Source organism: Micromonospora sp. NBC_00330 (assembly GCF_036136635.1).
Taxonomy (GTDB): domain Bacteria; phylum Actinomycetota; class Actinomycetes; order Mycobacteriales; family Micromonosporaceae; genus Micromonospora; species Micromonospora salmantinae.
The window spans coordinates 1,645,609-1,671,972 of the sequence record NZ_CP108012.1; the positions used below are offsets into that span (position 1 = coordinate 1,645,609).

General features: G+C 71.4%; 20 protein-coding genes. 11 read left to right on the forward strand and 9 right to left on the reverse strand.

The window, feature by feature from the left end:
* Positions 1 to 65: 65 nt before the first annotated feature.
* The 3 genes from OG598_RS07195 (at position 66) to OG598_RS07205 (ending at position 2,105) form a co-directional block, all read left to right on the forward strand.
* The gene (locus OG598_RS07195; RefSeq protein WP_328653647.1) at positions 66 to 833 is read left to right on the forward strand and encodes a glycerophosphodiester phosphodiesterase family protein; all 768 of its coding nucleotides are present in this window, start codon (positions 66 to 68) and stop codon (positions 831 to 833) included.
* A gap of 1 nt (position 834) precedes the next feature.
* Entirely contained in the window at positions 835 to 1,383 is a 549-nt protein-coding gene (locus OG598_RS07200; protein ID WP_328653648.1) for an SLATT domain-containing protein, read from the forward strand.
* Between the two features lie 125 nt (positions 1,384 to 1,508).
* The gene (locus OG598_RS07205; protein WP_328653649.1) at positions 1,509 to 2,105 is read left to right on the forward strand and encodes a hypothetical protein; all 597 of its coding nucleotides are present in this window, start codon (positions 1,509 to 1,511) and stop codon (positions 2,103 to 2,105) included.
* A gap of 50 nt (positions 2,106 to 2,155) precedes the next feature.
* Here the strand turns inward: OG598_RS07205 and OG598_RS07210 are convergent, their stop codons facing one another.
* The 7 genes from OG598_RS07210 to OG598_RS07240 all read right to left on the reverse strand — a co-directional run bounded on the left by OG598_RS07210 (position 2,156) and on the right by OG598_RS07240 (position 11,565).
* Positions 2,156 to 4,072 (reverse strand): glycerophosphodiester phosphodiesterase, encoded by a 1,917-nt coding sequence (locus OG598_RS07210; protein WP_328653650.1) that lies wholly within the window; start codon positions 4,070 to 4,072, stop codon positions 2,156 to 2,158.
* Positions 4,073 to 4,173: 101 nt separating this feature from the next.
* Positions 4,174 to 4,911 carry a cellulose binding domain-containing protein gene (locus tag OG598_RS07215; protein WP_328653651.1) on the reverse strand — a complete coding sequence of 246 codons (738 nt, stop codon included), beginning with the start codon at positions 4,909 to 4,911 and terminating at the stop codon, positions 4,174 to 4,176.
* Positions 4,912 to 4,985: 74 nt separating this feature from the next.
* On the reverse strand, positions 4,986 to 5,366 hold the full coding sequence (locus OG598_RS07220) for a DUF742 domain-containing protein (RefSeq protein ID WP_442931461.1): 381 nt from the start codon (positions 5,364 to 5,366) through the stop codon (positions 4,986 to 4,988).
* Positions 5,344 to 5,793: a roadblock/LC7 domain-containing protein gene (locus tag OG598_RS07225; RefSeq protein ID WP_328653652.1), complete on the reverse strand. Its 450-nt coding sequence runs from the start codon at positions 5,791 to 5,793 to the stop codon at positions 5,344 to 5,346. Before OG598_RS07225 ends, OG598_RS07220 begins: the two co-directional genes overlap by 23 nt.
* Positions 5,790 to 7,742, reverse strand: a complete 1,953-nt coding sequence (locus OG598_RS07230; RefSeq protein ID WP_328653653.1) for a sensor histidine kinase — start codon at positions 7,740 to 7,742, stop codon at positions 5,790 to 5,792. The genes OG598_RS07225 and OG598_RS07230 overlap by 4 nt, the downstream gene beginning before the upstream one ends.
* The gene (locus tag OG598_RS07235) at positions 7,739 to 10,300 is read right to left on the reverse strand and encodes a LuxR C-terminal-related transcriptional regulator (protein WP_328653654.1); all 2,562 of its coding nucleotides are present in this window, start codon (positions 10,298 to 10,300) and stop codon (positions 7,739 to 7,741) included. The genes OG598_RS07230 and OG598_RS07235 overlap by 4 nt, the downstream gene beginning before the upstream one ends.
* A gap of 5 nt (positions 10,301 to 10,305) precedes the next feature.
* Positions 10,306 to 11,565 carry an Hsp70 family protein gene (locus OG598_RS07240; RefSeq protein WP_328653655.1) on the reverse strand — a complete coding sequence of 420 codons (1,260 nt, stop codon included), beginning with the start codon at positions 11,563 to 11,565 and terminating at the stop codon, positions 10,306 to 10,308.
* Between the two features lie 302 nt (positions 11,566 to 11,867).
* Here OG598_RS07240 and OG598_RS07245 point away from each other — a divergent pair, with 302 nt between their 5' ends.
* From OG598_RS07245 to OG598_RS07275, 7 genes are all read left to right on the forward strand, one after another.
* The gene (locus OG598_RS07245; RefSeq protein WP_328653656.1) at positions 11,868 to 12,749 is read left to right on the forward strand and encodes an IniB N-terminal domain-containing protein; all 882 of its coding nucleotides are present in this window, start codon (positions 11,868 to 11,870) and stop codon (positions 12,747 to 12,749) included.
* 115 nt (positions 12,750 to 12,864) lie between these two features.
* Positions 12,865 to 14,721, forward strand: a complete 1,857-nt coding sequence (locus tag OG598_RS07250; protein WP_328655289.1) for a dynamin family protein — start codon at positions 12,865 to 12,867, stop codon at positions 14,719 to 14,721.
* Positions 14,718 to 16,178 carry a hypothetical protein gene (locus OG598_RS07255; RefSeq protein ID WP_328653657.1) on the forward strand — a complete coding sequence of 487 codons (1,461 nt, stop codon included), beginning with the start codon at positions 14,718 to 14,720 and terminating at the stop codon, positions 16,176 to 16,178. Before OG598_RS07250 ends, OG598_RS07255 begins: the two co-directional genes overlap by 4 nt.
* A 151-nt stretch (positions 16,179 to 16,329) precedes the next feature.
* The gene (locus OG598_RS07260) at positions 16,330 to 17,352 is read left to right on the forward strand and encodes an ABC transporter substrate-binding protein (RefSeq protein ID WP_328653658.1); all 1,023 of its coding nucleotides are present in this window, start codon (positions 16,330 to 16,332) and stop codon (positions 17,350 to 17,352) included.
* A gap of 31 nt (positions 17,353 to 17,383) precedes the next feature.
* Positions 17,384 to 18,391 (forward strand): FecCD family ABC transporter permease, encoded by a 1,008-nt coding sequence (locus OG598_RS07265; RefSeq protein WP_328653659.1) that lies wholly within the window; start codon positions 17,384 to 17,386, stop codon positions 18,389 to 18,391.
* A gap of 2 nt (positions 18,392 to 18,393) precedes the next feature.
* A complete protein-coding gene (locus OG598_RS07270) occupies positions 18,394 to 19,461 on the forward strand; it encodes a FecCD family ABC transporter permease (protein ID WP_328653660.1) in 1,068 nt (355 codons plus the stop codon).
* On the forward strand, positions 19,458 to 20,231 hold the full coding sequence (locus OG598_RS07275) for an ABC transporter ATP-binding protein (protein WP_328653661.1): 774 nt from the start codon (positions 19,458 to 19,460) through the stop codon (positions 20,229 to 20,231). The genes OG598_RS07270 and OG598_RS07275 overlap by 4 nt, the downstream gene beginning before the upstream one ends.
* Before the next feature lie 63 nt (positions 20,232 to 20,294).
* Here OG598_RS07275 and OG598_RS07280 read toward each other — a convergent pair whose 3' ends face one another.
* Positions 20,295 to 20,585 carry a DUF1540 domain-containing protein gene (locus OG598_RS07280; protein WP_328653662.1) on the reverse strand — a complete coding sequence of 97 codons (291 nt, stop codon included), beginning with the start codon at positions 20,583 to 20,585 and terminating at the stop codon, positions 20,295 to 20,297.
* A 378-nt stretch (positions 20,586 to 20,963) separates the two neighbouring features.
* Here OG598_RS07280 and OG598_RS07285 point away from each other — a divergent pair, with 378 nt between their 5' ends.
* On the forward strand, positions 20,964 to 24,905 hold the full coding sequence (locus OG598_RS07285) for a ThuA domain-containing protein (protein WP_328653663.1): 3,942 nt from the start codon (positions 20,964 to 20,966) through the stop codon (positions 24,903 to 24,905).
* Positions 24,906 to 25,562: 657 nt separating this feature from the next.
* Here OG598_RS07285 and OG598_RS07290 read toward each other — a convergent pair.
* Positions 25,563 to 26,351 (reverse strand): SDR family oxidoreductase, encoded by a 789-nt coding sequence (locus OG598_RS07290; RefSeq protein ID WP_328653664.1) that lies wholly within the window; start codon positions 26,349 to 26,351, stop codon positions 25,563 to 25,565.
* Positions 26,352 to 26,364: the final 13 nt, after the last annotated feature.

Here is a 26,364-nt window from a genome sequence, read left to right on the forward strand (position 1 = left end):
CGAAAACCCTTCCACGGCGTGCTCCGGAGTGCGGGTAGCCCGCTCCCGGAAGCTCAGGAGGTCGCGTGTCGTCCGACGACGGTTGGCTACTCGACACCCCGATCGCGCATCGCGGGCTGACCGGCGACAACCGACCCGCCAACTCGCTCGCGGCGTTCGAGGCAGCCGCCGACGCTGGCTACGCCTGCGAACTGGACGTGCAGCTCACCCGCTCGGGCGAGCTCGTCGTCGTCCACGACTACGACCTGACGGCGCTCACCGGTGCGGCGATCGCCACAGTGGAGCTGACCCCAGCCGATCGGCAGCGGCTCCGGTTGCAGGGCACCGACCAGCGGGTGCCCACGCTGTCGCAGGTGCTCGACCGGGTCGCCGGACGGGTGCCCCTGCTGATCGAGCTGAAACGGCCGACGCTCGCCCTCAACTTCGATCTCGTCGACGAGGTGCTGCGACAGACCTCCGACTACCCGGGGCGGTACGCGGTCGAATCCTTCGACCCGTTACTCGTGGCGGCGCTGCGGGTCGCGGTGCGGAAGCTGCCGCCGCACCGCCGGGTGCCGGTGGGGCGCATCTGCGGCCTGCTGCGCACCGCCGGGCCGCTAACCCGGATGGTGGGTCGCAGTATGGTCAGCAACCTGGTCACTCGACCCGATTTTCTGGCCTACGAGGTGGACGCGTTTCCGTCCAATCTGACGGCGTGGTGGCGTCGCCGCGGTGTTCCGGTGATTGCCTGGCCAGTCGCTTCACCGGAGCGGGAGATGTTCGCCCGTCAATACTCCGACAACATCGTATTCTCGGGCTATAGACCGTCGCATGGCCGGCATCTAGCATCGTGACGTGTCTGTTGACCAAGGACAGAGCCGGTTGCTCGCCGAGTCGCAGAACGGCGCTCCCGGTGATCCGTTGCAGATCTACCGCGCGTTGGCCGAAGAAAGCGTCAACAAGCTCAGGGATCATTACGACTGGCGGGCGAAATGGCACCGTCGACTGTTTCGTTTCACCGGCATCCTGGTCATCGTCGTCAGTGCGTCACTGCCGCTGCTCGCCGGCTTCAGCTATCCGGGTAAGAACCTGGTAATCGCGGTCTCGGGCGTGGTGATCGCCACGGCCACCGCGCTACGCACCTTTTATCAGTGGGATCAGATGTGGGCACTGCTGCGGCGTACCCATTTCGGGCTCATGGAGGCGAGCAACCAGTGGAGACTCGCGTTCACGCGCGCCGAGGCGACCGCTGATCCGGCCGAGCGGGAGCAGCGCGCCTACGCGGCGACAGAGGTGCTGCTGGCGAAGATCGAGGGCATCCGCAGTGCCGAGACGGAGAAGTTCTTCAGCTCGTTGGCGTTCCCGGAGGAGTCCGCGCTGACCGGCAAGCCGTTCCGTCCCTGACCGCCGGCACGTGGCGGTCGGGCGGGTCTCGGGGTTGCTCGGTGGAAGACCTGAGACGAAAGCCAGGGCGACCCGAGGGAAGCTCCCGGAGGTCGGCTGGCGTCGGCGGCCAGATGATGGCGGGCATGAAACGCGCTGCGCTCTACGTGCTGGCCGGTCCGGTCGGCATCACGGCTTATGGCCTCGTCCGTCTCTGGGCAAGATCTGACGGGGTGTACGGCCCCGGCCCCGACTGGCAGGCCGCGCACCTGGTCGCCCTCGCCGGCATGGTGTTCTTCGTGCCGGGAGTGCTCGCGCTGTCCCGCCTGCTGCCCAGCAGTCCGTGGCGCACCGGGGTGGTGGCCTTCACGTTGGTCGGGCTCGCCGCGACGATGGTGCAGTTCGTCGCCGACATCGTGGAAGGGCTCCTGGCCGCGGACCGGGCGGAGATGTCGAGGCTCGGCGCGGAGTTCAAGGACATCCCCGGCGTGGAGGTGGCCTTCTACGACGTCGTACCCCAGTTCTTCTTCCTCGGCCTGCTCGTCCTCGCCGGCATGCTCGCCGCCCGACGGCGGCTGCCGTGGTGGAGTGTGCCGCTGCTCCTGACCGGCATCGTCCTGCCGGCGGTCACCCTCGACCTGCTTCCGATCGGCGGCTTGTGCATGGCGCTGGCGTTGGCCCCGGCGCTGCCGCTGGTGCGACAGCAGGGCGAGCGGGCCGAGTCGCCCGTCGCCGTCCACTGAGGATTCGAAGTGGCGCTGGTCCCTTCGGACCAGCGCCACCTTTCGAGTCGTTACTTCAAAGCGAGGGTGCGGGCGTCGGCGGCGATGACGCTGGCGACCTCCGCCGGCACCAGCTTGCCGGCCTGCCGGTCGGCGTAGGTGGCCAGCTCGGCGTACTGGGCGTGGGCCAGCTTGGTGGTCATCGCCGTGACGGCGGCCGGGTCCGCGCCCGAGGTGAGGATCAGGTAGCCGAGGCCGGCCTGGCTCACCGTCACGGTGAAGGTGCTGGTCGCGGTGGCGGTGCCCTCGGGGCCGGTCGCCTCGGCGGTGATGGTGTGCCGTCCGGCGGTCAGCTTGGCCAGGTCGAGCTTGCGCCCGGCGGCCGACTTCTTACCGTCCAGCGTCACGGTGACGGTGTCCGCGTTTGTCGCGGCGACCGCGATCACCGGGGACTGCGCCCGGTCCAGCCGAGCCCCGTTGGCGGGCGAGGTGATCTGCACGGTCGGGTCGGCGGAGGCCCGCTGGACGAACGCCGAGTTCCAGCCGACCAGCTCCGCCGCGCGGTTGGTGATGATCGCGTCGGTGCCGATCCGCTCCAGCCGCTGCCACAGGCCGGCGGAGTCCATCGTCCAGGCCATCACGGCGACCCCGGCGGCGTGCAGCGGGGCGAGCACCTCCGGCTTGGCCAACAGCGCGTTGCCGTCCGGGTTGTACGCGGTCAGGTGCAGCTCCTTCGCGATCGCCACCGGGTCGGCGTCCAGCGTGCTGCGGAGCAGGCCGAGCGGCAGCTCGGGGGCGATCTCGTAGGTGTACTTCAGGGCGTCGACCTCGAAGCTCTGGATGAAGACCCGGCCCGTCATCTGCTCGTCCCGGATCACCTGGATGATCGTGGCGACCTCGTCGCGGGTGTGCTTGCCCTTGATCTCCACGAGCAGGTTGCCGCCCCGCGTCCGCAGGTCGGCGAGCTGCTCGGCGAGGGTGGGCACCCGCTCGCCGACGTACTGCGGGCCGAACCAGGAGCCGGCGTCGAAGGCCTTGATCTGCGCGGCGGTCAGGTCCCGGATGTTGCCGGTCCCGTCGGTGGTCCGGTCGACGGTGCCGTCGTGCAGGATGAACGGGATGCCGTCCTTGCTCGGCTGGACGTCGTTCTCGATCCAGTCGGCGCCGCCCTTGCGGGCGATCTCCTGGGCGACGAGGGTGTTCTCCGGTGCGGCGGCGGACGCGCCCCGGTGGGCGATCACGGTGAACGGGCTGCCCTCGGGGCGGAGGTAGCCGTTCGGCGCCAGCTCGGTGACGGTGACGTCGTCGTACGACACTGTCGCGCCGTTGACGAAGAGCCCCTGGACGCCGTCGGCGGATCGCTGGAGGCTGCTGGTCCGCATCGCCTCCCGCCCGTCGAAGATCCAGCGGGCCTGGTTGCCGTGCACCTCGACGGCGACGTGCACGTCCCGGCCGGTGCCGGCGGCGGACGGGGCGGAGGCGGTGTTCGTCACGACCCAGGCGTTGGCAGTGGTCCGCTGGGCGAATTCGAGGCCGTTGGCGGCGGTGGTGCCGCTGCGCATGGTGGCGATCCACCAGGGGGTCGCGCCACTGGCGGGGACGTCGATGCCGAGCGAGGCCCATCGGGTGGCGGCCGAGACCGACTCGAAGCGCATTGTCGCCTCGAGGCGGAAGTCGTTCAGGTGCCGACCGAAGGTGATCTTGTTGTTCTCGCTGGAGCTGGCGGAGGTTCCGTACAGTCGGCCGTTCTCGACCTTCCAGGTGCCGTCGACCGCGTGCCAACCGGCGGGCAGCGACCCGGCCGAGAAGTTCTCCGAGACGACGACGTTGCCCGGCTCGGCGGTGGCGGGTGACGAGGTCGCGACGGCGACCGCGACGGCAGCGCCGGTGACGGTGAGAGCGGCGACGGAGGCGGCGGCCCGGGTACCCAGGACGCCGAGGCGTGACCCGGCGCGGCGAGGCGACGGTGATGCGGGTAGGACAGTCATGGTCGCGACGGTACGAAGCACGCCCGAACTGATGATCAATCAAGCATGGCGGCCGCCGGAACGCCGGGTGTACCGCGCTCGATCGGGGCGTCTCGGAGTGGTCAGTTCGGCAGGCCGGAGCAGGCGACCCCGTCGATCGTGCACGCCTTGGGGGCGGAACCGGTCAACGATCCATTGACCCGGAACGTCACCCGGACCGACGCGTTGCCGGGCACCTGACCGGTGCTCGGGTCCGGTACGAACGTCCACACCGCACCGTCCCGGCTGGCCTGCGCCCCCTCGACCCCGCTGACCCCCAGCGACTCCCGGGGCAGGGTGACGACAAGCGTCCACCCCGGCGCCGGGACCGAGCCGGGATTGCTGATCGTCACTGCCGCGCCGTAGCTGAGCAGGGCGTTGTCAGTGATGGCGAAGGCCGCGCCCAGGGCCGCCGGGGTGGGTTCGGCTGTCGCACCGGTCGGCGTGGGCCGGGTCGACGACGCGACGGCCGGTGGGACAGAGGAGGCCGAGGCGGACGGGGGAGCGGGCAGCGCCGGGCTGGTGGCCGCCGGTCGTGCCTGCGCCCGGGGGGTAGCGGACGGCGACGCGCCCACCTGCTCGACCGACGGCGGCGGGTCGAGGGTCACCGGCGTCAACTTCTCCGGCGTACGCAGCACCCCGACGACGGACACGGCCGTCGCGATCAGCACCCCGAGCGCCGCGACGACGGCCACCCAGGTGGCCCGCGAGACGTCCTCCCGACCGGTGAGCACCCGCCGTGCGGCCGTGACGAGGGCCACGACCCGATCCAGCAGGATGATCGCCACGGTACGGCGTGGCTGGGGTGGTGTTGCCGGCACTGCCAGTCTCTCCTTCAGTTCGTCGCCGGGTACGCGCCCACGATCCGTCCGGATCGCGGGTGGCGCCTGCCCGGTCACAACCCGCGAAGCCCGACGAGTATCGCCTCGAGCAGGTCCTCGGTCGGCAGCTCCGACAGCATCGGCGGTTCGTGCGTCTCGATCAGCCCGGCCGCGAGCAGGTCACCGAGCAGCACCCGGACCGTCCCGAGCGGAAGATCCAACTCGGCGCCCACCTCGGCCACCGACACTGGATGGTGACACAGCTCGACGATCCGCGCCTGTTCGGGGAAGAGCGGTGTGGCAGGCGTGACCCCCCTCCGGGCTACGACCAGCGAGATCAGGTCGAACTGGCCGCGTGCGGGCGCGGTGCGCCCTCCGGTCATCGTGTAGGGCCGCGCGACCGGGCCCGCGTCGTCGTCGTACCACGCCTCGTCAGGGGTGCCGCTGGTGTGCACCAGTGTCCCCGATCGTCACCGAGGAGGCCGGGCCCAGCGTGATCGGCAGGTGCTGCTCGGCCTGCCCCACGAAGAGCGCCACCTCGTACGCCATGTCACCGACCTCGACGTCGTCACCGGCGATCCGCACGGTGAGGATGGTCCCGTTCGGGATGGTGGCGATGAACAGGAACGCTCGCGACATCTGCACCACGACCTGACGCAGCCGACCCGCGTCACAGGTCCGGGTGGCGGCCAGCCCCAATGCGATCAGTCCGGCGACCACGCCGGAGATCTGCTCGGCCAGCTTTGCCCCCACCTGCCGTGAGCCGCCGAGCGGCAGCCCGTCCGGTGAGAGCACCACAGCGAACTCGGCGCCGTGCACCCGGTCGACCAGGTCGTTCAGGGCGTCGGTCAGGCCGTCCTCGGTGACCACTGCAGACGTCATTGTTGTCTCCTTGCTGTTCTGGCGACTGGCAACTCAACAGTGTCGAGGCTGGTCCCGCCGTGTTCCGGGCCGGTCGGCCCGGGGTGGCGCACCCGCGTCGGCAGCGCGCCGTTGCCGTTGGGGTCGGTCAGGTCGGCGCCGGTGCGGGCCGGTGGGTGCGGGCTGTCGGGTGGTGCGTCGGCCGGTGTGCGGCCGGTGTCGGTGACCATGATCAGCCGGGAGGGTAGGAGCACGACGGCGGCCGTCCCACCGCGCCGGCTGGGGCGCAGCGAGACGTGGGCACCGCAGCGGCCGGCCAGGACGGCGGCGGCGTACCAGCCGGCGAGACCCGCGGGCGGGCCGTCCGGTGGCGGGTTGCCGAGCAGGTCGTTCGCCTCGACCAGCGTGGCGGCGTCCAGGCCGGGCCCGTCGTCGACGACGAGGACGGCGCACCCCTGCGGTCGTCGTTCGCCGCTGACCCGGACGGTGGTCTCCGGCCCGGAGAAGGCCAGAGCGTTCTCGATCAGCTCCGCCAGCAGGTGGATGACGTCCGTGACGGCCGGCCCCGCCAGCGACCACGGCCAGTGCGGTGCGATCAGGACCCGGTGGTAGTCCGGCACCTCGGCGACCGCGCCGCGCGCCACGTCGAGCAGTGGCACCGGGCGTCGCCAGCGGCGGGCGGGTGTCGCGCCGGCCAGGGTGATCAGTTTCTCCACGTTGCGGCGGACCCGGGTGGTGAGGTGGTCGAGTTGGAACAGCTCGCCGGTCTCCTCGGTGGACCGTTCGCGACGTTGCATCCCGTCCAGCAGGCTGAGCTGGTCGCGCAGCAGGACCTGGTTGCGTCGGGTCAGCCCCAGGAACAGCTCCCGCTGGGCGTCACCCCCCGGCGTCGCCGGTTGCTGGGCCGGGGCCGGCGTGTCCGGCACCGGAGTCGGGAGGCCGGCGTCGGTAGTGGTCAGCTCGTCGGTCAGGCGTCGGACGGTGCCCGCCCAGCTCAGCAGGAGCACGAGCACGACGATGAGGCCGAGCCCCACGACGGCCCCGGTACGCGCGATGAGCACGGCGGCACCGGGGGTGGCCCGCTCGACGCTGCTGCGGGCGGTGTTCGTCACCAGTGTCTGCAACGCGCCGAGGGCGGCGTCCGCCGCAGCCCGCCAGCCCTGGACGGTGAGACCGGCCAGGGCGTTGGCGGTGCCGGCCTGGAGCAGCAGCCGGTCCTCCAGGGCGAGCAGATCCGCGAACTCGGGGCCGGCCGCGAGGGGCTGATGCTCGCCCTGGTCGTCTGACGGAAGCCCGGTGGCGGCCTCGGTGCGCGCGTACCGCTGGATGCTGACCAGCGCGGTCAGCCGGCGCCGCTCGTCGACGCCGAACTGCCCGCCGGTCAGGGCTGCGCTGACCAGTGTGTCCTCCCGGGCGAGCAACTCCCGGGCGCGGGCCAGCGCGATCACCGCGCGGGTGTCGGCGGCCAACCCGCTCTCGTACGCGCCCCACTCCGGGCCGTACACCCGGAAGGCGACGTCGATGACCTCGTCGTACCCGTCGACTGCCGCGCCCTGGTCGAGCCGGCCGGTGTCCACCTGGGATCGGGTCGTGCCCAGGCCGTCGAGCCGTCGGACCAGCTCGCCGGCCCGGTCGCGGACGGCGCCGGCGTTGAGCAACCGGAGGTCGCGGCCCCTGCTGAACTCGCGGATCTCGGCGGCGGCCCGGTCGGTGCCCTCGCGGGCCCCGACCAGCGCGGGCGTCGTCTGCACCGCTCCGGCGATCGTCTCGGCGGTGATCCGGCGTTCCGTCTGGAGGCTCAGAATCAGGCGGTCGATGGGCTGGCCCAGCGTGTCCGCCAGCGCCCGGACGCGTAGCAGGTCGACGGCGTCCTGGGTGGACACGTAGGCCGCGTACGACCAGAGCGTGACCAGCACGGCGGCCAGCACGGCCAGCCTGGTCCGGATCAGCCGGACGTCGCTGCGGGTCATCGGGTCGCCCGCTGCGGCCACGGTTGCCCGGCCGTGTCGCTCGCGCGGTCGGCGACGAGGGTGCGCAGCAGCGCCAGCAGCTCGGTGCGGTTGGCGCAGTTGAGCCGGTTGCGCATCCGCGCCACGTGGTGTTCGACGGTCTTGGCCGAGATGAAGAGCCGGTCGCCGATCTCCCGGTAGGTCAATCCGGCCAGCACCAGCTCGGCGACCTCGTACTCGCGGTCGCTGAGCCCGTGCTGCGTGGGGCCGGCGACCCGTGCCGTGCTCGCGCCGGTTGTCGGTGTCTGCCCGCTCTGCCCGCCGGAGGGCCGCCCCTGCAACGCTCGGGCGCACTCCAGCAGGGTGGTCATCGCCCGTCGGTCCGCGGTGCGGATGGCGGCCTGCCCGGCGAGGCGGGCGCCGTCCCAGCACAACCCGGTGTCGTGCAGCCCTCGGGCGGCGGCCTCCACCCGGGTCGGGTCGACGACCCCCCTGAGCACCTCCACCCAGCTCTCCGCGGCGGCGGCGACCACTGCCGCGTACCGGCTGTGACCAGCGGCGGCGAGCAACGCCGCTACGTGTTCGTCGGCGATCGTCGGCTCGCCGGTCAGGATCGCGGCGTGCAGCCCGCTCCAGTGCAGCGGCACACTCCACAGTGGCGGGTTGCCGAGACGGTCGAGCAGCGCACGCCCCTGGTGCAGGTACGGCTCCAGCCGGGCCAGGTCACCCAGCCGCGCGCCCGCGATGGCCAGCTCACCCAGCGGCAGCAGGGTGAACAGGTCGACGGGGTGCCGCACCACGGCCTCCAGCGCCTGCCCCCAACCCCGCTTGAGCGCACCGAGGTCACTGTTGCGCCGACCGATGCCCATCCGGATCGCGGCGGCGAAGAGCTGATCGCGTGACTCCAGTGGCCGCCCGTCGAGCGTCACGGTGGCGAGCCGCTCGCCGGCAGCGTGGATCTCGCCACGGACCATCAGGATCCAGGCCTGCAACAGCCGGTGGCGGCGGGCCATCAGCGGGCCGCCGACACCGGCGCCCAGGGCGCGGTGCAGCACCCGCTCGGCGATGTCCAGCTCACCGCAGTGCACCGCCGTCAATGCCGCGAGGGCCGCTGGGCTGTCCGGCAGCAGCGCGGCCCGGCCGTCCGGCTCCAGCAGCGCGGCGGCCTGCACGAGCGCGGAGAGCGCGGCGGTCGGCGGGCCGGTCACGCTCTCCCGTACACCGTTGGCCATCAGTCGGGCGGCGCTCGCGTGCAGGGTCGGGGGTTCGCCCGCCCGGTCACCCGCCGGTGACTCGGTGCTGGCGGCCGGGTCGCCGGCGGCCAGCCCGCCGACGATGGCGAACGCCGCCGCCGAGGCGGTGCCCGACCACCGGAACAGCTCGACGCTGCGACCGACGTGACCACGGTGGGCCAGGGCGGTGGCGGCGACCACTGCCGCCTCGGAGCGCTCCGGGGCAGCGGCAGTGGCCAGGAGTCGGTCCGCCAGCCGAAGCGCGTCGTCGAGGTCACCGGCGAGCGCGGCGGCGAGCGCCTGCTGCGCGTTGGGTGGCCGCCCGGCCGCCGTGGCCGCCGCGAACAGCTCGGCGGCGAACGCCGGCTCGTCGGCCAGCGCCTCGTCCGCCGCGCCGGCCAGGGTCGCGGCCGGGCAGTCACCGAGCGCGCCGACCGCGAGCAGGGAGCGGACCAGCGGCAGCACCGCGCCACCCCGAGCGAGCTGCAACTCGGTGAGCCGCCGCCAGACCGCCGTCCGCTCGGTGGTGGGGCTGAGCGTCGCGACGGCCCGTCGGACGATCGGCGCGAGCCGGCCGTCCGCCCCGAGCAGCCCGGCCGCCCTGGTCGTGGCGATCAGTTCGTCCACCCCGGCCGGGTCCCGGCCCAGCAGCTCGCCGAGCATGCTCACCGGCATCGCCCCGCCGACCGCGACAGCCAGCAGCAGTCGTCGTACCGCGGCGGGCTGAACGTCCAGGTCCGGCCCGAATTCGAGGATGACCGACCGGGGTGGGTCCACGGTGCCGGTCCGGGTCTCCGTGCCGACCAGGCCGCGGGCCAACCGTTCCACGTCCCGGGGTACGCCGGCGGTCTGCGTGTGGACGAAGTCGACAAGGTCGGCGGGGCGGCCCAGCTCGGGTGTGGCGGCGAGATGGGCGGCCGTCTGCTCCCGGGTGAACGGCGTGAGCAGCACGGCCTGCCCGTCGCGTCGCAGGGCGTCGACCAGCTCGCTGAACGCCGCTGACCGGGGCCACGGGCGGTGGGCGACCACCAACCGGTGACGCCGGCCGGCGACCAGACGCAGCAGCGCTTCGGTCCGCGCGTCGTCGAGCAGGTGCGCGTCGTCGACCAGCAGCACCGTGTCGGGGTCGACCGGCTCGTCTGGCTCCGGGGCGGCCGTGCGGACGGCGATCCCGGCGCGCTGGTGAATGCGCTCCAGCTCGGCGAGGAGCGCTGTCTTTCCGTGACCGGCCGGGCCGGCGACGCCGACGGCGAGGGGGCCGGTCGGGTCCTGCGCGACAGTGTCCAGCAGCGCCTGCAACCCCTTGTCCACTGTCAACCCTGGTGCGGCGAGGTCATTCATGATCATCCGGTTTATCCTTCGCGTCCGCGACCGCGGGCCAGCGCCAGGCGGGACGGCTTCGGCAGTTCCAGTGGGAGGACCCGGACCGGGGGCCGCGGTGGCGGATCGCCCGGAACGGTGTGATGGGCTCGGCGTGGTGCCGGAAGGGTGGCCCGCCCGGCGCCGCTGACCGGTGCCGGAACGCGGGCCGGTGGCGGCTGGCGAGGGCGTGGTGACACCACCTGACAGGCGGCCATCGCCGCCCCGGTGGCAGCGGTCAACTGTGCGTCCGGTTCCACCTCGACGGGCACCGGGAGGGCCGCGCCGATCAGCTCGGTCACGAGCGGAACCCGGGTGGAGCCGCCGGACAGCAGCACGCCGTCGAGCTGGGCCGGAGTCAGGTCGGCACTGCGCACGGCCCGGAGCAGGAGGTCGACGGTGGCCTGCACCGTCGGGCGGATCATGGCCTCGAACTGTGCCCGGGTCACCGGCACCCGCGCCGGGCCGCTCGGCAGGGTCAGCACCACGTCGGCAGTGAGGTCGACGGTCAGCACCCGCTTGACCCGGTCGCACTCCGCGCGCAGCCCGCGCAGCGCGACCTGGGCCCCGCGACGCCCGGTCGCGGCCAACTCCCGGGCCAGCACGGTACGTGCGTGCTCGGCGAGCGCCTCGTCGAAGTCGGCGCCACCGATCGAGTCGAGACCCTGCGGGGTGCCGAACGTCTCGTACGTGCCGCGCGGGGTGCGGCGCACCAGAGCCGCCTCGAAACTGTTGCCCCCCAGGGCGTAGACCACAGCGGTGCTGCCCGCGAACCCGCGAGCGGCGTGACTCTCGGCGACGGTGACCGTGCGGGGCAGCAGCGTCACGTGCCGTAGGCCGAGGTCCGACAGGGCCCGGTGCAGCACCTCCCGCCGGTAGGGGCGCCACCCCGCCGGGTGGCTGAGCACTATCGCCTCGGCCGCCCCGCCCTCCAGGGCGTGGACCCGCTCCACCACCCACGCCGCCAGCTCGGCGGTCAGGGTCTGCGGCGCGCACGGCTCGCCGCCGAGCAGCACCGGCACGTCGTCGCCGATCCGGTGGACGAAGTCCCGGGTGGTGCGGCTGCCGTCGTCGGTCACGGGCTCGCCGACGCGCAGCGAACCGTCCTCGGCCAGGCACAACACCGACGGCATGAGAGGTGAGCCGGCGCTCAACTGGACGGCCTCGGGACGGGTCCAGGTCGCGCCGCGTCGCCGTGCGACGGCGGCGGCCGTGTTGCTGCTTCCGATGTCTATCCCCAGGACGTACGGCATCGTCTCTGTCTCTCCCCGTGAGTCGGCCGGTCGGTGGCGATGGCGTCGGTTGCCCCGACGACCCACCCCCGGCGAACCCCGCGGGCTCCTACGTTCGTACCAGAGATCAGTCCCTGGTCGGGACCCTAATCTCGCCGGGACGGTTTCCCCCTGTCCCCCTAACGTACGAGGTGGGGGAGCCCCTAGTTCAACCGGCCCGGATGCGGGCTCAGCCCCGATGCCCGGGGGCGACCCCCGGCAATAGCGTCGTCACTGTCGACGTACGACACCCCGCCCACGCCATATCCGAGGAGAACCGGCACATGGACTCGCAGCAGACGCTCCACGACTTCGTGCTCGACCTACTGACGAACCCGGACGCGCGGTCGGCCTTCGACCTCGACCCCGAGGGTGCGTTGCGGGGCGCCGGGCTCACCGACATCACCGCTGCGGACGTGCAGGACGTCGTACCGCTGGTCGTCGACTACGCGCCGGGTGCGGGCCTCGCGCCGTTGGCCTCGCCGGTCGGGCAGCTCGGGCTGGACCCGCTGCTCACCGACACCACCGACGTGGTGGGTCAGTTGCAGAGCGTGGCGCAGCAGATCAGCGTCACCAGCTCGCCCAGTGGCGTGGACGTCAAGGCCGGCGTGCTCGGCGCCATCGCTGTCGACCCGTCGACCGCCGCCGCCGGGGTCACCGTGCTGCCGGGCATCGGTCTGGGTGTCGGTCCGTACGGCCTCGACACCGACCTGGCTGGTGTCTCCGACGTGGCGCACACCCTCGACGCCGATGTGGTGCAGCCGGTGGACGCGATCGCGGACCCGGTGCTCGGTGACGTCACCGGCACCGTCGGCGACCCGAGCGGTCTGCTCGGCGTCACCGACTCGAACCTGATCGGCGGCGACCTGACCGGTGGTGTCCTCTCCGGCACCCACGGTCAGCTCGGCGGGGTCGTCAGCTCGCTGGGTGTCGACGACACCCTGGGCGGGCTGGGCCTCGGGCACGGCGACGGTCTCGTCGGCGGGGTCCCGCCGCTCGACGTGCCGTCGACTGTGGGCGGCGTGACGCACCAGGTGGACAGCCTCCTCCCCGGTGTCACCGACACTGTCGGTGACGTGACCGGTGGGGTCACCGATGGTGTGCTCGGCGACTCGCACGCCTCGTCCGATCACGGGCTGCTGGGTATCACCGGCGGCCTGCTCTGACCCGGATCTCCGGTCGGAGCGGAGGGCCGGATCGTCTCGGGCGATCCGGCCCTTCCCGGTTCCACATCCGGTCCCTCTTGATAATTGAGCCGAAATCCGCACACTTGGTGCGGTGATGGCCGGGATCTGGTTGGACGTGCTGGACGAGATCGCCCGCACGTGCACTGCACACGGTCGCGGTGACCTCCTTCAGACGGTGCGGCAGAAGCGCGCGCAACTGCTGGACCCGACGCTGCGTGTCCTGGTCGTCGGCGAGCCGAACCAGGGCAAGAGTCAGCTGATCAACGCGATCATCAACGCTCCGGCGTGCCCGGTCGGCGACGGCCGGACGACGGTCCTGCCGACAGTGGTGCGGCACGCCGAGGCCCCCACCGCGGCGGTGGCGCAGGCGCCGCCACCAGCCCCGGGGCATCCCACCGGCACCGCCGACGCGGTGGCCGTCGAGCGGATCCCGGTGGCGCTCAACCAGGTCGCGGCGGGCGTGGCCGGCCTGGTCGGCCGTCGACCGGGCGGCGGCCCGGCGTACGTCGAGATCGGACTGCCCCGTGCGCTGCTCGGTGCCGGGCTGGTGCTGGTGGACACTCCCGGCACCGACGAGGTCGCCGGCATCGGCGCCGCCGCCACTGTCGCCTCGCCAGCCCGCGCGGACACCGTGCTGCTGGTCTCCGACTCCACTCGGGAGTTGTCGGTCGCCGAGCTGAACATGCTGCTGCACATCATGCGTTCGCATCCGAACGTGGTGGTGGTGCAGAGCAAGACCGATCTGGTGGCGGACTGGCGTACTGTCGCCGAGCGCAACCGGCAGCACCTGGCCGAGGCGGGGGTTCCGGCGACGCTGATCCCGGTCTCGGCGGCGCTGCGACTGCGCGCGGCAGCGGCCGACGACCGTGTGCTCAACGCCGAGTCGGGTTTCCCGGCGCTGATCGCCCGCCTGCAACGTGACCTGGGCGGCAAGGCCGACCACCTGGCCCGGGCTGCGGTGCAGACGGTGGCCCGGACGGTGGTGGAGCAGTTGGCCGCGCCGCTGCGTGCCGAGTTGGCGACCCAGGAGGCCGAGGAGCAGTCCGGGCCGATCTCCCGGCTGCACGCGGCGCAGCGCGAGGTCGACGAGCTGCGCCGGTGCTCCACCCGGTGGCAGAACACGTTGACCGACGAGATCACCGACCTGCTCGCCGACCTCGAGTACGACCTGCGTGACCGGACCCGACAGATCCTGCGCGCGGTGGACGAGGCGTTCGACACCGCCGACCCGTTGGTCGCCTGGGACACCTTCCAGGACTGGCTGGAGCGGAGCCTGGTGGAGGCGGCGGAGGCGAACCACGAGTGGCTGATCCAGCGCTGTGACTGGATCGCCCGGCGGGTGGCCGCCAACTTCGACAGGTACGGCTACGACGTGTTGCCGCCCTGGTCGATGACGATGCCGGACGACATCGGCGAGCGACTGCCCGAGCTGCAACGGCCGACGATCGACCGGTTCACCACCGGCCAGAAGCTGTTCACCGGCATGAAGGGGTCCTACGGCGGCATGCTGATGTTCGGTCTGGCGACCACCCTGGCCGGTATGCCGATGATCAATCCGGTCTCGGTCGGTATCGGGGCGCTCTTCGGCGGCAAGAGCATCCGTGACGAGAGCAAGCAGTTGCTCCGTCGTCGGCAGGCGACGGTGAAGACGGCCATCCAGCGGCATGTCGACGACTTCTTCGTCCGGATCATCCGAGACTGTCGCGACGCCGCCCGGCAGGTGCAGCGGATGCTGCGGGACCACTTCACGGGGCTGACCGAGGAGCTCCAGGAGGCCATCGTGCAGTCGTTCCGCAGCGCGAAGCAGGAGGCCGACACGGACGCCTCCCTGCGCGAGCAGCGGCAGCGCGAGATCCGGTTGAAGATGACCCGGTTGGCGGCGGTGTACGAGCAGGCTCAGCAGTTGACCGGCGCCCGTTCCGCCCCGCTGCTGCTGGAGCCGCAGGCATGACGGTGGGGGTGCGCCTGGACGAGGCGGCGTGGGGGTTGCTGCACCAGGCCATCGAGCTGTACCAGGACAATCCCCGGGCCGTCGCTGAGCTTCGGCAACAGGTGGCCCGGTTGGAGCAGCCGCTGCGGATCGCCATCGTCGGTCCGTGGCGATCGGGCAAGTCGACGGTGCTCAACGCGCTGATGGGCGAGGAGGTCGCGCCGGTCGAGCGGGCGGACGGGGCCTTCACCTGGTATGAGGACGGGGCCGCGCCGCGTGCCACCGCCTACCCGGTCGGGCAGCCACCGCAGGAGTTGGCAGTGGTGAAGTCGGCGACCGGGCTGCGGGTGGATCTGGGCTGGGGTGCGGGGGAGGTGCGGGACATCGTGGTGCGGTGGCCGACCCGGGCGCTGCGACAGATCACGCTGATCGACACCCCGGCGGTCAGCGGCGGCGCCGAGCAGGGCCGGCCACCGGTGTTGGAGCGGGTGTTGCGCGACTCGGACGCGGTGTTGTACCTGACCCCCGACGGTCGCGACAGCGACCTGCGGGTGCTGGAGTCCGCACGGGACACTGCCGTCGGACAGTCCGCTCCGGTCAACGTGATCATGGTGTTGTCCCGTGCCGACGAGACCGGCGGCGGCCGGATCGACGGTCTGCTCACGGCCCGCCAGATCGCCCGCCGGCACTATCGCGACCCGAGGGTGAACGCGCTCAGCGTCAACGTCGTGGCGTGCAGCGGCATGATCGGTCTGGCCGGCCGGATGCTCGGTGAGTCCGATTTCGCCGCGCTCGCGACCCTGGCCCAGGTGCCCCGGGCGGAGCTGGACACCCACCTGATCTCCGCCGATCGCTTCCTCCGTGGCGAGCTGCCGGTACGGCTGGACACCGAGGTGCGTGCCGCGCTGCTGGGCCGGTTCGGGGTCTTCGGTGTCCGGCTGGCGGCCACGCTGGTGCGCAGCGGGTTCGACAGCCGGGTGAAACTCTCCGCGGAGTTGATTCGGCGCAGCGGTCTCACCGAGCTGCGCGAGTCGGTGACGCGGTGTTTCATCGATCGCCGCGACGCCCTCAAGGCGCGGTCGGCGCTGGCCGCGGTGGAAGCGCTGCTGCGGGCCGAGCCCACCCGGGGGTCCGCCGAGCTGGTCGGCGCGGTGGAGCAGATCCTCGCCGGTGCGCACGAGTTCCGGGAGCTGCGCCTGCTGGTGGCGCTGCGGAACACCCGGCTGGGGTTCGACGCGGAGTTGGCCGCCGAGGCGCAACGGCTTGTCGGCGGCGACGGCGTGGGCCTCGCGGCCCGGCTCGGTGTCGAGCATGAGGCCGACGTACGGCAGCTCTGGGAGGTCGCCTCCGACGCGCAGTGGCGGTGGCGGGACCGGGCGGAGGATCCGCTGCTCCCGCTGGCGCAGCGGCGCGGCGCTCAGGTCGTCGTCCGCAGTTGCGAGGGGATGATTGCCGAGCTGGCCGCCGGCGGGCGCTGAGCGTCCGACCGCCGTTCTGGCGGCGGTGGTGGGCCGTCTTTCGAGGTGGGGCCGGGCACCCGCCATTGGCCAAAACCGGGAGTGTTGGTTAGCCTAACCTAACTTTCGGGCCGGATGGCTCGCTTCTCTTCGAAAGATCGGGAACTTCACCATGCACTCATGGCGTCCGGTCCTGGCCGTCGCGGCGCTGAGCGCCGTGCTCGGCGGGCTCACCGGTTGTGGCACCGACACGGGCACCGGTGACACCGCCGCCGCTGCCACCGCTTCCGGTCCCTGGTCTTTCAACGACGGCTCGGGCAAGGTCGTCAAGGCGGACAAGACGCCGACGCGGATCATCGCGCACGCCGGCGAGGCCGCGGCGCTCATGTCCTTCGGCATCAAGCCGGTCGGCGTCTACGCCGACGAGTCGGTCAAGACCGACCCCAACCTGAAGAACCTCGACCTCACCGGGATCGAGATCCTCGGCGAGGAGTGGGGCAAGATCGACGTGGAGAAGGCCGCCGCGCTGCGTCCCGACCTGATCGTCGGCGACTGGTGGCCGGCCGAGAAGGCGCACAGCGGCATGGAGGAGGGCGTCGACGAGAAGAGCAAGAAGCTCGCCGAACTGGCCCCCGTCGTCGGTGTCACGCAGGGCAAGTCGATCGTCGCGCTGGCCGAGGGGTACGAGGACCTCGCCGAGAGCCTCGGCGCCGACGTGGCCAGCCCGCAGATCGCGGCGAACAAGAAGCGCTTCGAGGACGCGGTGGCCGCGTTCAAGGCGGCCACCTCGGCCAAGCCGGACCTGACGGTCGCGGCGATGTCGCCCTCGACGGAGAAGGTCTACGTCGCGAACCCCGAGTACGCGCCCGAGCTGCTGGACCTGCAGACCTGGGGCCTGAAGGTGATCAACCCGGCCAGCCCGGACCCGGCCTTCCCGTACTGGGAGAACCTGAGCTGGGAGAACGCCGACAAGTACCAGCCGGACCTGATCCTGTGGGACGGCCGATCCTTCACGCCCACCGCCAACGCCGAGTGGACCACGAAGCAGCCGACCTGGTCCAGGATCAAGGCTGCCAAGGTCGGTGCCACCGTCTCCTGGCCGGCGTTCTGGCTGCACACGTACGGGGACTTCGCCACCGAGCTGGACAAGCTGACCCAGGCGGTCAAGGCCGCTGATCCGAATGTCGGCAACTAACCAGATCGGGACGCGCACCTCGACGGGAGGCGTGCGGCGAGCCTCTGCCCTCGGGCCGGGGCTCGCCGTCCTCTGTGCGGTCCTCGCCCTCGTCGGCTTCCTCAGCGTGACGATGGGCTCGCGTTCGATCGGGCTCTCCGAGGTGCTGCACGCCCTGTTCAGCCTCGACAGCGACGGGCCGATCAGCAGCACCGTCACCCTGGAGATGCGCGTACCCCGCACTCTGCTCGGCATCCTGGTCGGCGCCGCGCTCGGGGTGGCCGGGGCGATCCTCCAGGGCGTCACCCGCAACCCGCTGGCGGACGCGGGGATCCTGGGCATCAACTCCGGCGCCGCCGCGTTCGTGGTCCTGGCCATCACTGTGCTCGGGGTGCGCGGCATCGGTGTCTACGTCTGGTTCGCCTTCGCCGGCGCGATAGCGGCGCTGGCCCTGGTGTACGCGGTCGCCTCGCTCGGCCGGGAGGGCGCCACCCCGGTGAAGCTGGCCCTGGCGGGCGCGGCGGTCACCGCCGGCCTGGCCTCGGTGACCAGCGGGATCGTGATGACGAACGTGGACGCCCTCAACGAGCTGCGGTTCTGGCAGGTGGGGTCGCTCGCCGGTCGGTACACCCCGATCCTGACCGGGGTTGCGCCGTTCCTGCTGATCGGCCTCGCCGCGTCGTTGGGCTTCGGGCGGGCCATCAACGGCATCGCGCTCGGCGAGGACGTCGCGCGTGGCCTCGGCCAGAACGTGACACGTACCCGCGCGGCCGCCTTCGCCGTGGTCGCGATCCTCGCCGGCGCCGCCACCGCGGCCTGCGGGCCGATCGTCTTCGTCGGGCTCGTCGTGCCACACCTGGCGCGGTTCATCTGCGGCCCCGACTACCGCTGGATCCTGCCGTACTCGATGCTGCTGGCGCCCATCGTCCTGCTCCTCGCCGACGTGCTCGGCCGGATGGCCGCCGCCCCCGACGAGGTTCAGGTCGGCGTGATCCTCGGGCTGATCGGCGCGCCCGCGTTCATCGCGATAGTGCGCTACGGCCGGCTGTCGGAGGTCTGAGCATGGCAACGACAACGAGCGCCCGCCGCTCCGCTCCGTCCGGTACGGCAGCGGCGCTGCGCGCCAACCGGCGGCGTCGAGCCGGCCGGTCCGTCGTGGTGACCGGCGCACTGACCGCGACGGTCATCGCCTTGTTCGTGCTCACCATGATGGTGGGCAGCTTCCGCATCGGCGCCGCCGAGGTGATCGCCTCGGTCCTGCACCTGTCCGACAATCCCAGTGTCGACTTCGTCGTCCGTGGCCTGCGGCTGCCCACAGCGGCCGCCGCCCTGACAGTCGGGCTCGCCCTCGGCGCGTCCGGGACGATCTTCCAACAGTTGCTGCGCAACCCCCTCGCGTCCCCGGACTTCGTGGGGATCACCTCGGGGGCAGGGCTGGCGGCCGTCACCGGGATCGTGCTCCTCCAGGCCGGTGGGCTCGTCGTCAGCGGTCTCGCCCTCGGTGGCGCGGTCGCCGCCGCCCTGGCGATGTACCTGCTGGCCTGGCGCGACGGCGTCAGCGGCTACCGCTTCATCCTCATCGGCATCGGGGTGGCGGTCTTCTTCGAGGGCCTGATCGGCTACGTGCTCAGCCGGGCGCAGCTCTTCGAGGCCCGCCAGGCCATGCACTGGCTGATCGGGTCGGTCGGGCAGGCCAGCACCACGGAGCTGTGGGTGCTCACCGGCGCCCTGATCGTCCTGCTGCCGGTCGCCACGTTGCTGCAACGGCCACTGAGCGCCCTCGCGCTCGGTGACGACGCCGCGCGGATGCTGGGTGTCCGGGCCGAGCTCAGCCGGGCCGGGCTGCTCGGCACCGCCGTCGTACTGGTGGCCCTGGCGGTGTCGGTGGCGGGCCCGATCGCCTTCGTCGCCCTGGTGGCCGGGCCGATCGCCAACCGGCTCCTCGGCCCGGCGGCCCAGGGTGTCCTGCCCGCCGCCCTGGTCGGTGCCGCGCTGCTGCTCACCGCCGACCTCGTCGCCGTGCACGTGCTGCCCACACCGTTGCCCACCGGCGTGGTGACGGGTGCGGTCGGCGCGCCCTACCTGCTGTGGCTGCTGGCCACCACCAACCGACAAGGAGCGGGTGGATGACCCGACTACGCGCCGAGGGCCTCACCCTCGGCTACGACGACCGGACCATCGTCGACCACCTCGACGTCGCCGTGCTCGACGGCAAGGTCACCGCGATCGTTGGTGCCAACGCCTGTGGTAAGTCCACACTGCTCCGCGGCCTGGCCCGACTGCTGGCACCGCGCGACGGCGCCGTCTTCCTCGACGACAGACCCCTCGCGGATCTGCGCAACGTCGACGTGGCAAAGGTGGTCGGGCTGCTCCCGCAGACTCCCGTCGCGCCCGACGGCATCACCGTCGCCGACCTGGTGGCCCGTGGTCGCTACCCCCATCAGGGGTGGTTTCGACGGTGGAGCAACGACGACCACGACGCCGTCGCCCGGGCTCTCGACGCCACCGGCACCGCGGACCTGATCGACCGTCCGATCCGGGAGTTGTCCGGTGGCCAACGCCAGCGGGTCTGGGTCGCCATGGCCCTGGCACAGGACACCGACCTGCTGCTGCTCGACGAACCCACCACCTACCTGGACATCAACCACCAGGTCGAGCTGCTGCGGCTGCTGCGGAAACTGAACGCGGAGTCCGGCAAGACCATCGTCATCGTCATGCACGATCTGAACCTCGCCTGCCGTTACTGCGACCACCTCATCGCGATGTCCGGCGGTGCGATCGTCGCGGAGGGGGCGCCGGTCGACGTGGTCACCGGCGACCTCGTCGAGCAGGTGTTCGGTCTCAGCTGCCTCGTCGTACCCGATCCGATCGCCGGCACGCCGATGGTCGTCCCCGCGTAACCGGCCCCAAATGCGGATGAGGGACGGCCGTGGCGGCCGTCCCTCATCCGCGTCGCGCCGGGATCAGCGCGGCTCGTACGTCTGACAGTCCGCGATGTCCTGACCCGGACCCACCCGGATGGACGGCGCGTGGCACTCCAGCTCGGCGTTGTGCCGGCAGTCGTCTCGCTTGCAGGCACCGACCTGCGCGATGACGCGGTCCAACCCGCCCTTCGCCGAGGTGTCGATGAACGTGGCGCAGCTGGCGTTCTGCTGCCCGATGGTGATGGCGAACGCGTGGCAGCCGTCGTGGTTGTAGCCGCAGTCGGTGACGGTGCACTCGTGTACCCGCGGCATCTCCAGCATGTCCGTCATGGCGATCTCGCTTCCGTCGGTGGTGCCGGGTCACCGTCTTACCCGGCCTCGACGGGACAACTCCCTACCAGCCGTCTCTTTTCGGGATGTTCTGCGTAGGCGAGCCTTGCCTAACCGCCGACGAGGGCGAAGCGTGAATCGGACCCCCCAGGGTCGAGCGCTCCCGGCGGACTCGCGGGTGGATCGCGACCCGAAAACCGTTATTCGATCTCACTCCACACGGTCACCCTGACCTGCGGAGATAACGCTCTCACGGATGGTGGGAGAGTGCTTGACGCGCCCGTGATCCGAACGCAACGATGCATTTACATGTCCCTTCCCACCACCGCCTGGCGTGATCGGCGCACGCCGTCCCTCGCACCGCGAAAGGACCCCACTGTGCGCAGATCCCTGAGATCGTGGCTCGGCCTCGCGCTGAGCGCGATCCTCGTGGCGAGCGGCATCGTCGCCTCGCCACCCACGGCCAGCGCCGCACCGTTCACCGTGCTGGTCTTCAGCAAGACCGCCGGGTTCCGGCACGGATCCATCACCCCGGGCATCGCCGCGATCCAGCAGCTCGGCGCGGCCAACGGCTTCACCGTCGAGGCCACCGAGGACGCCGCCCAGTTCACCGACGCCAACCTGGACCGGTTCGCCGCGGTGATCTGGCTCTCCACCACCGGCGACGTGCTCAACGCCGCCCAGCAGGCCGCGTTCGAGCGCTACATCACCGGCGGCGGTGGGTACGTGGGCGTGCACTCCGCCTCCGACACCGAGTACGACTGGCAGTGGTACGGGGGACTGGTCGGGGCGTACTTCGCCTCGCACCCGGCCGAGCAGAACGTCACGGTGAAGGTCGCCGACCAGGTGCACCCGTCCACAGCGACGCTGCCGCAGCGGTGGAGCCGGTTCGACGAGTTGTACAACTACCGCACCAACCCCCGCGGCAACGCGCACGTGCTGGCCACCCTGGACGAGAGCACCTACACCGGTGGCAGCATGGGCGCCGACCACCCGATCTCCTGGTGCCAGAACTACTCCGGCGGGCGAGCCTGGTACACCGGCCTGGGGCACACCGACGCGTCGTACACCGAGGCGAACTTCCGTCAGCACCTGCTCGGCGGCATCCGGACGGCCGCCGGCGCTGTCGACGCCGACTGTGGCCCCACCGTCACCAGCAGCTTCCAGCAGGTGGAGCTGGCCAAGGGCGCGGCCGAGACCGGTGAGCCGATGAGCCTCACCGTCCTGCCGGACCGGGGCGTGCTGCACACCTCCCGCAACGGCGTGATCCGGCACACCGACGCCGCCGGCAACACCAAGATCGCCGCCACCCTGCCGGTCTACACCGGCGACGAGGAGGGTTTGCAGGGCATCAAGGCCGACCCGAACTTCGCCACCAACCGCTGGGTGTACGCCTACTTCGCCCCACCACTGAGCACCCCCGGCGGCGGTGCGCCCGCCGAGGGCACACCGGCCCAATTCGCCGTCTGGGAGGGCGTCAACCGGCTGGCCCGGTTCACCGTCAACGCGGACAACACCATCAACCTGGCCAGCGAGACGCTGATCCTCAACGTGCCGACCAGCCGGGGCATGTGCTGCCACGTCGGCGGTGACATGGACTTCGACGCGGCCGGCAACCTCTACCTGTCCACCGGTGACGACACCAACCCCTTCGACTCGGCCGGCTTCACCCCGATCGACGAGCGGGCCGGGCGCAACCCGGCGTTCGACGCGCAGCGCACCTCGGCGAACAGCAACGACCTGCGCGGCAAGGTCCTCCGGATCAAGCCGAGCGCGGCCGGCGGCTACACCATCCCGGCCGGCAACATGTTCGCCCCGGGCACCGCGCGGACCCGCCCGGAGGTCTACGCGATGGGCTTCCGCAACCCGTTCCGGATGAGCGTGGACAAGGCCACCGGCATCGTCTACCTCGGTGACTACGGCCCCGACGCGGGCACCGCCGACCCGAACCGGGGGCCGGCGGGCAACGTCGAGTTCGCCCGCATCGACCGGCCCGGCTTCTACGGCTGGCCGTACTGCACCGCCCGCAACGACGCCTACAACGACTACACCTTCCCGTCCGGGCCGTCCGGCGCCAAGTTCAACTGCGCCGGCGGGCCGGTGAACAACTCGCCGAACAACACCGGCATCACCCAGCTACCGCCGGCCGTCTCGGCCTGGTTGCCGTACGGCGGCTCCGGCTCGCCGCCGGAGTTCACCGGCGGTGGCCTGTCGCCGATGGGCGGGCCGGTCTACCGCTACGACCCGAACAACGCCTCGCCCGTGGCGTTCCCCCAGTACTACGACGGGACCTTCTTCGCCGGTGAGTTCGGTCGCCGCTGGATCAAGAACATCAAGCTCGACGCGTCCGGCCAACCACTGAAGATCAACCCGTTCCCGTGGACCGGCACCCAGGTCATGGACATGGAGTTCGGCCCCGACGGCGCGCTCTACGTGCTCGACTACGGCACCGGCTGGTTCAACGGCGACGCCAACTCGGCGCTCTACCGCATCGAGTACGCCCGTGAGGGCAGAGCACCCATCGCCAAGGCGTCCGCCACCCCGACCAGTGGCACCGCGCCGCTGACAGTGGCCTTCTCCTCGGCCGGCACCCTCGACCCGGACGGCGACCCGTTCACCTACGCCTGGGACTTCGACAACAACGGCACCACCGACTCGACGGCTGCGAACCCGAGCTTCACGTACACCACCAACGGGACCCGCAGCCCGACGCTGACCGTCCGGGACACCACCGGCAAGACGGCCACGGCGAGCGTGGTCGTCACTGTCGGGAACAGCGCCCCGGTGGTCACCGTCAACACCCCGTTGAACGGGCAGACCTTCACCTTCGGGGACGCGGTGCCGTTCTCGGTCACCGTCACCGACGCCCAGGACGGTGCGATCAACTGCGCCCGGGTCACTGTGAACTACGTCCTCGGCCACGACTCGCACGGCCACCAGCTCGGCAGCGTGCAGGGCTGCACCGGCGTCATCCAGACCTCGGCCGACGGCGAGCACGACACGGCGGCGAACATCTTCGGCATCATCGACGCCGAGTACACCGACCTGGGTGGGGGCGGCCAGCCGGCGCTGACCACGCACACCCAGGCGGTGCTGCAACCGCGCGTACGTCAGGCCGAGCACTTCGGTGACTCGTCCGGCGTCCAGGTCGTCGCCGGGGCGGCCGGGCACGGTGGCGCGGCGGTCGGCTACGTCGACAACAACGACTGGATCTCGTTCCGCCCGTACAACCTGACCGGCGTCCAGTCGTTCAGTGCCCGGGTCGGCGCCCCGGCCGGTGGCGGCGGCACTGTGGAGTTGCGGGTCGACTCGCCCACCGGGCCGCTGGTCGGTTCGGCGACCGTGGTGCCCACCGGCGGGTACGCCAATTTCGCCACTGTCACCGGTGGGGTCACCGCCGTGACCGGCACCCGGACGCTGTTCCTGGTCTTCAAGGGCACCGGCCCGTACTTCGACATCGACGAGTTCACCCTCTCCACCAGCCCCGGTGGTCCCGGACCTGACCCGGACCCGGACCCGGATCCCGAGCCGGGCGCCAACCTGGCCCGGGGCAAGCCGGCGCGCGCGTCGAGCTTCGAGGGCGCGTTCACCGCGGCCAACGCGTTCGACGGCGTGGCCGGCACCCGGTGGGGCAGCGCGTTCGGTGACCCACAGTGGATCGACGTGGACCTCGGCGCCACGTACGCCGTCAACCGGGTCAAGCTGACCTGGGAGGCGGCGTACGGCAGCGGATACCAGATCCAGACCTCACCGGACGCTGTCAACTTCACCACCATCCGTACGGTGACCGGTGGCGACGGCGGGGTGGAAGACCTGACCGGGCTCAGCGGGTCCGGCCGGTACATCCGGTTGCTCGGCACGGCCCGGGGGACCGCCTGGGGCTACTCGCTGTTCGAGTTCGAGGTGTACGGCGGCACCGGAAGCCCGACCGGCGGCAACCTGCTGCTGAACAAGCCCACGTCGACGTCCAGCAACGAGGGGGCCGACGTGTCCGGCGCTCAGGCGGTCGACGGCAGCCTCACCACCCGCTGGTCGAGCACGTTCTCCGACCCGCAGTGGATTCGAGTGGACCTGGGCAGCGCCACCGCGATCGGCCGGGTCAAGCTGAGCTGGGAGGCGGCGTACAGCAGCGCGTACCAGATCCAGACCTCGAATGACGGCACCACCTGGACCACAGTGAAGACGGTGACCGGGGCCGACGGCGGGGTGGACGAGCACACAGCCCTCGGCGCCAACGGCCGCTACCTGCGGATCAACGGCACGGCCCGGGGCACCGGATATGGCCACTCGCTCTGGGAGCTGGAGGCGTACGCGAGCTGAACCACCACCTGAGTCCGCCCCCACCGTCGATTGGACGGTGGGGGCGGACTCGCCTCGATCACGTGATGTTCAGTAGCTCCGAGGGCCGTCTGGCAACTACTCCTCATCAAGTGATCACGGTGCGACCCTGTGCTTGTTCCGCCACGGCGCGTGGCGGGTCTTCAACCGGTCCCTCGCCCACCGCAGTTCCGTGCAGCCGTCCGGTCGGCAGCGCCGGCACGATCCATGCGCCTGGTGCTGCGTGATGGTTTGCCGGGCCAGCATCGGCACCCGCACTGACCGGGGCAATTCCCGCTCGATCACCTGCGGTGCGCCTTGAGCGTGTCCCGCGCCCGCGTCGTGCAGATCACCAGTCGGTCAGACTTCCCTGAGCCGTTCGATCGGCTGGCCGGGGGAGCGGTGTGGTTGGTGGAAGACGTGCAAGCGTGGCCGCTCCTGGCTCGCCAAACTAGCCCTCCTCTTCGCCGAGTAGCAGCGGCAGGTCATACACCGACACCCCGGCAGTGCCCGAACGTGGCGGACGCGGAGGCGCCGCCCGGTGTCACGGTGCTGCGGCGCCATTGCGCGAGGGCGGCGCCATCCGAGGTCGGTGCCAGGCCGGTCAGGTTAAGCCTGCTCGCAGTACTCGCACGTGGCTGCTCGAACCCGTTTGCGGGCTCAGACGGTCGGGACTGTTCCGCCATCGATCACGTACTCGGCGCCCACGATGGCCGAGGCGCGGTCCGAGACCAGGAACCCGACCAGGTCGGCGATCTCCTCAGTGTTGGCAAACCGCCCCAGGGGTACGCCTCCAAGGGAGTCGTAGATGCTCTGCTTGGCTTGTTCGCGGCTGATCCCGTTGCCCTCGGCGATTCGGTCCACGAACCTCTCGTAGGCATCCGTCGCGATCCCGCCGGGGCTGATCGCGTTGACGCGGACGCCGCGCGGGGCGAGCTCGTTGGCGAGCCCCTTGCTGTAGGTGCGCAACGCGGCTTTCGCTGCCGCGTAGGCCAGGGACGCGTCGTACTGAGGAAGTTCGCGCTGGATCGAGGTGAAGTGCAGCACGACCGCCGACCCGGACTCGATCATCGCCGGGAGGAGAGCTCGATCGAGCCGCACCGCTCCGAGGAAGTTCAAGTTCAGCTCGATCATCCACTGCTCGTCGGTGATGACCGCGAACCCACCGGACGGCGTCGAGGCACCTCCGACGACGTGCACCAGGATGTCCAGTGCGCCGCCGGTCTCGGCAATTCGGTCGGCCACCGCCTTGGCGCCCTCGACCGTCGAGATGTCGGCCTCGATGAACCGGTCGGGGTGCTCGTACCCCTCGGGCATCGTCCGGGCCGTCACGTAGACGTCGGCGCCCATCTCCCGCAGTCTCTCGACGACGGCCTTGCCTGAGCCCTTCGATCCGCCCGTGACCAACGCACGGCGTCCATCGAGACGATCGCGATCTGAAGTAGGCATTCTCTCTCCTCCG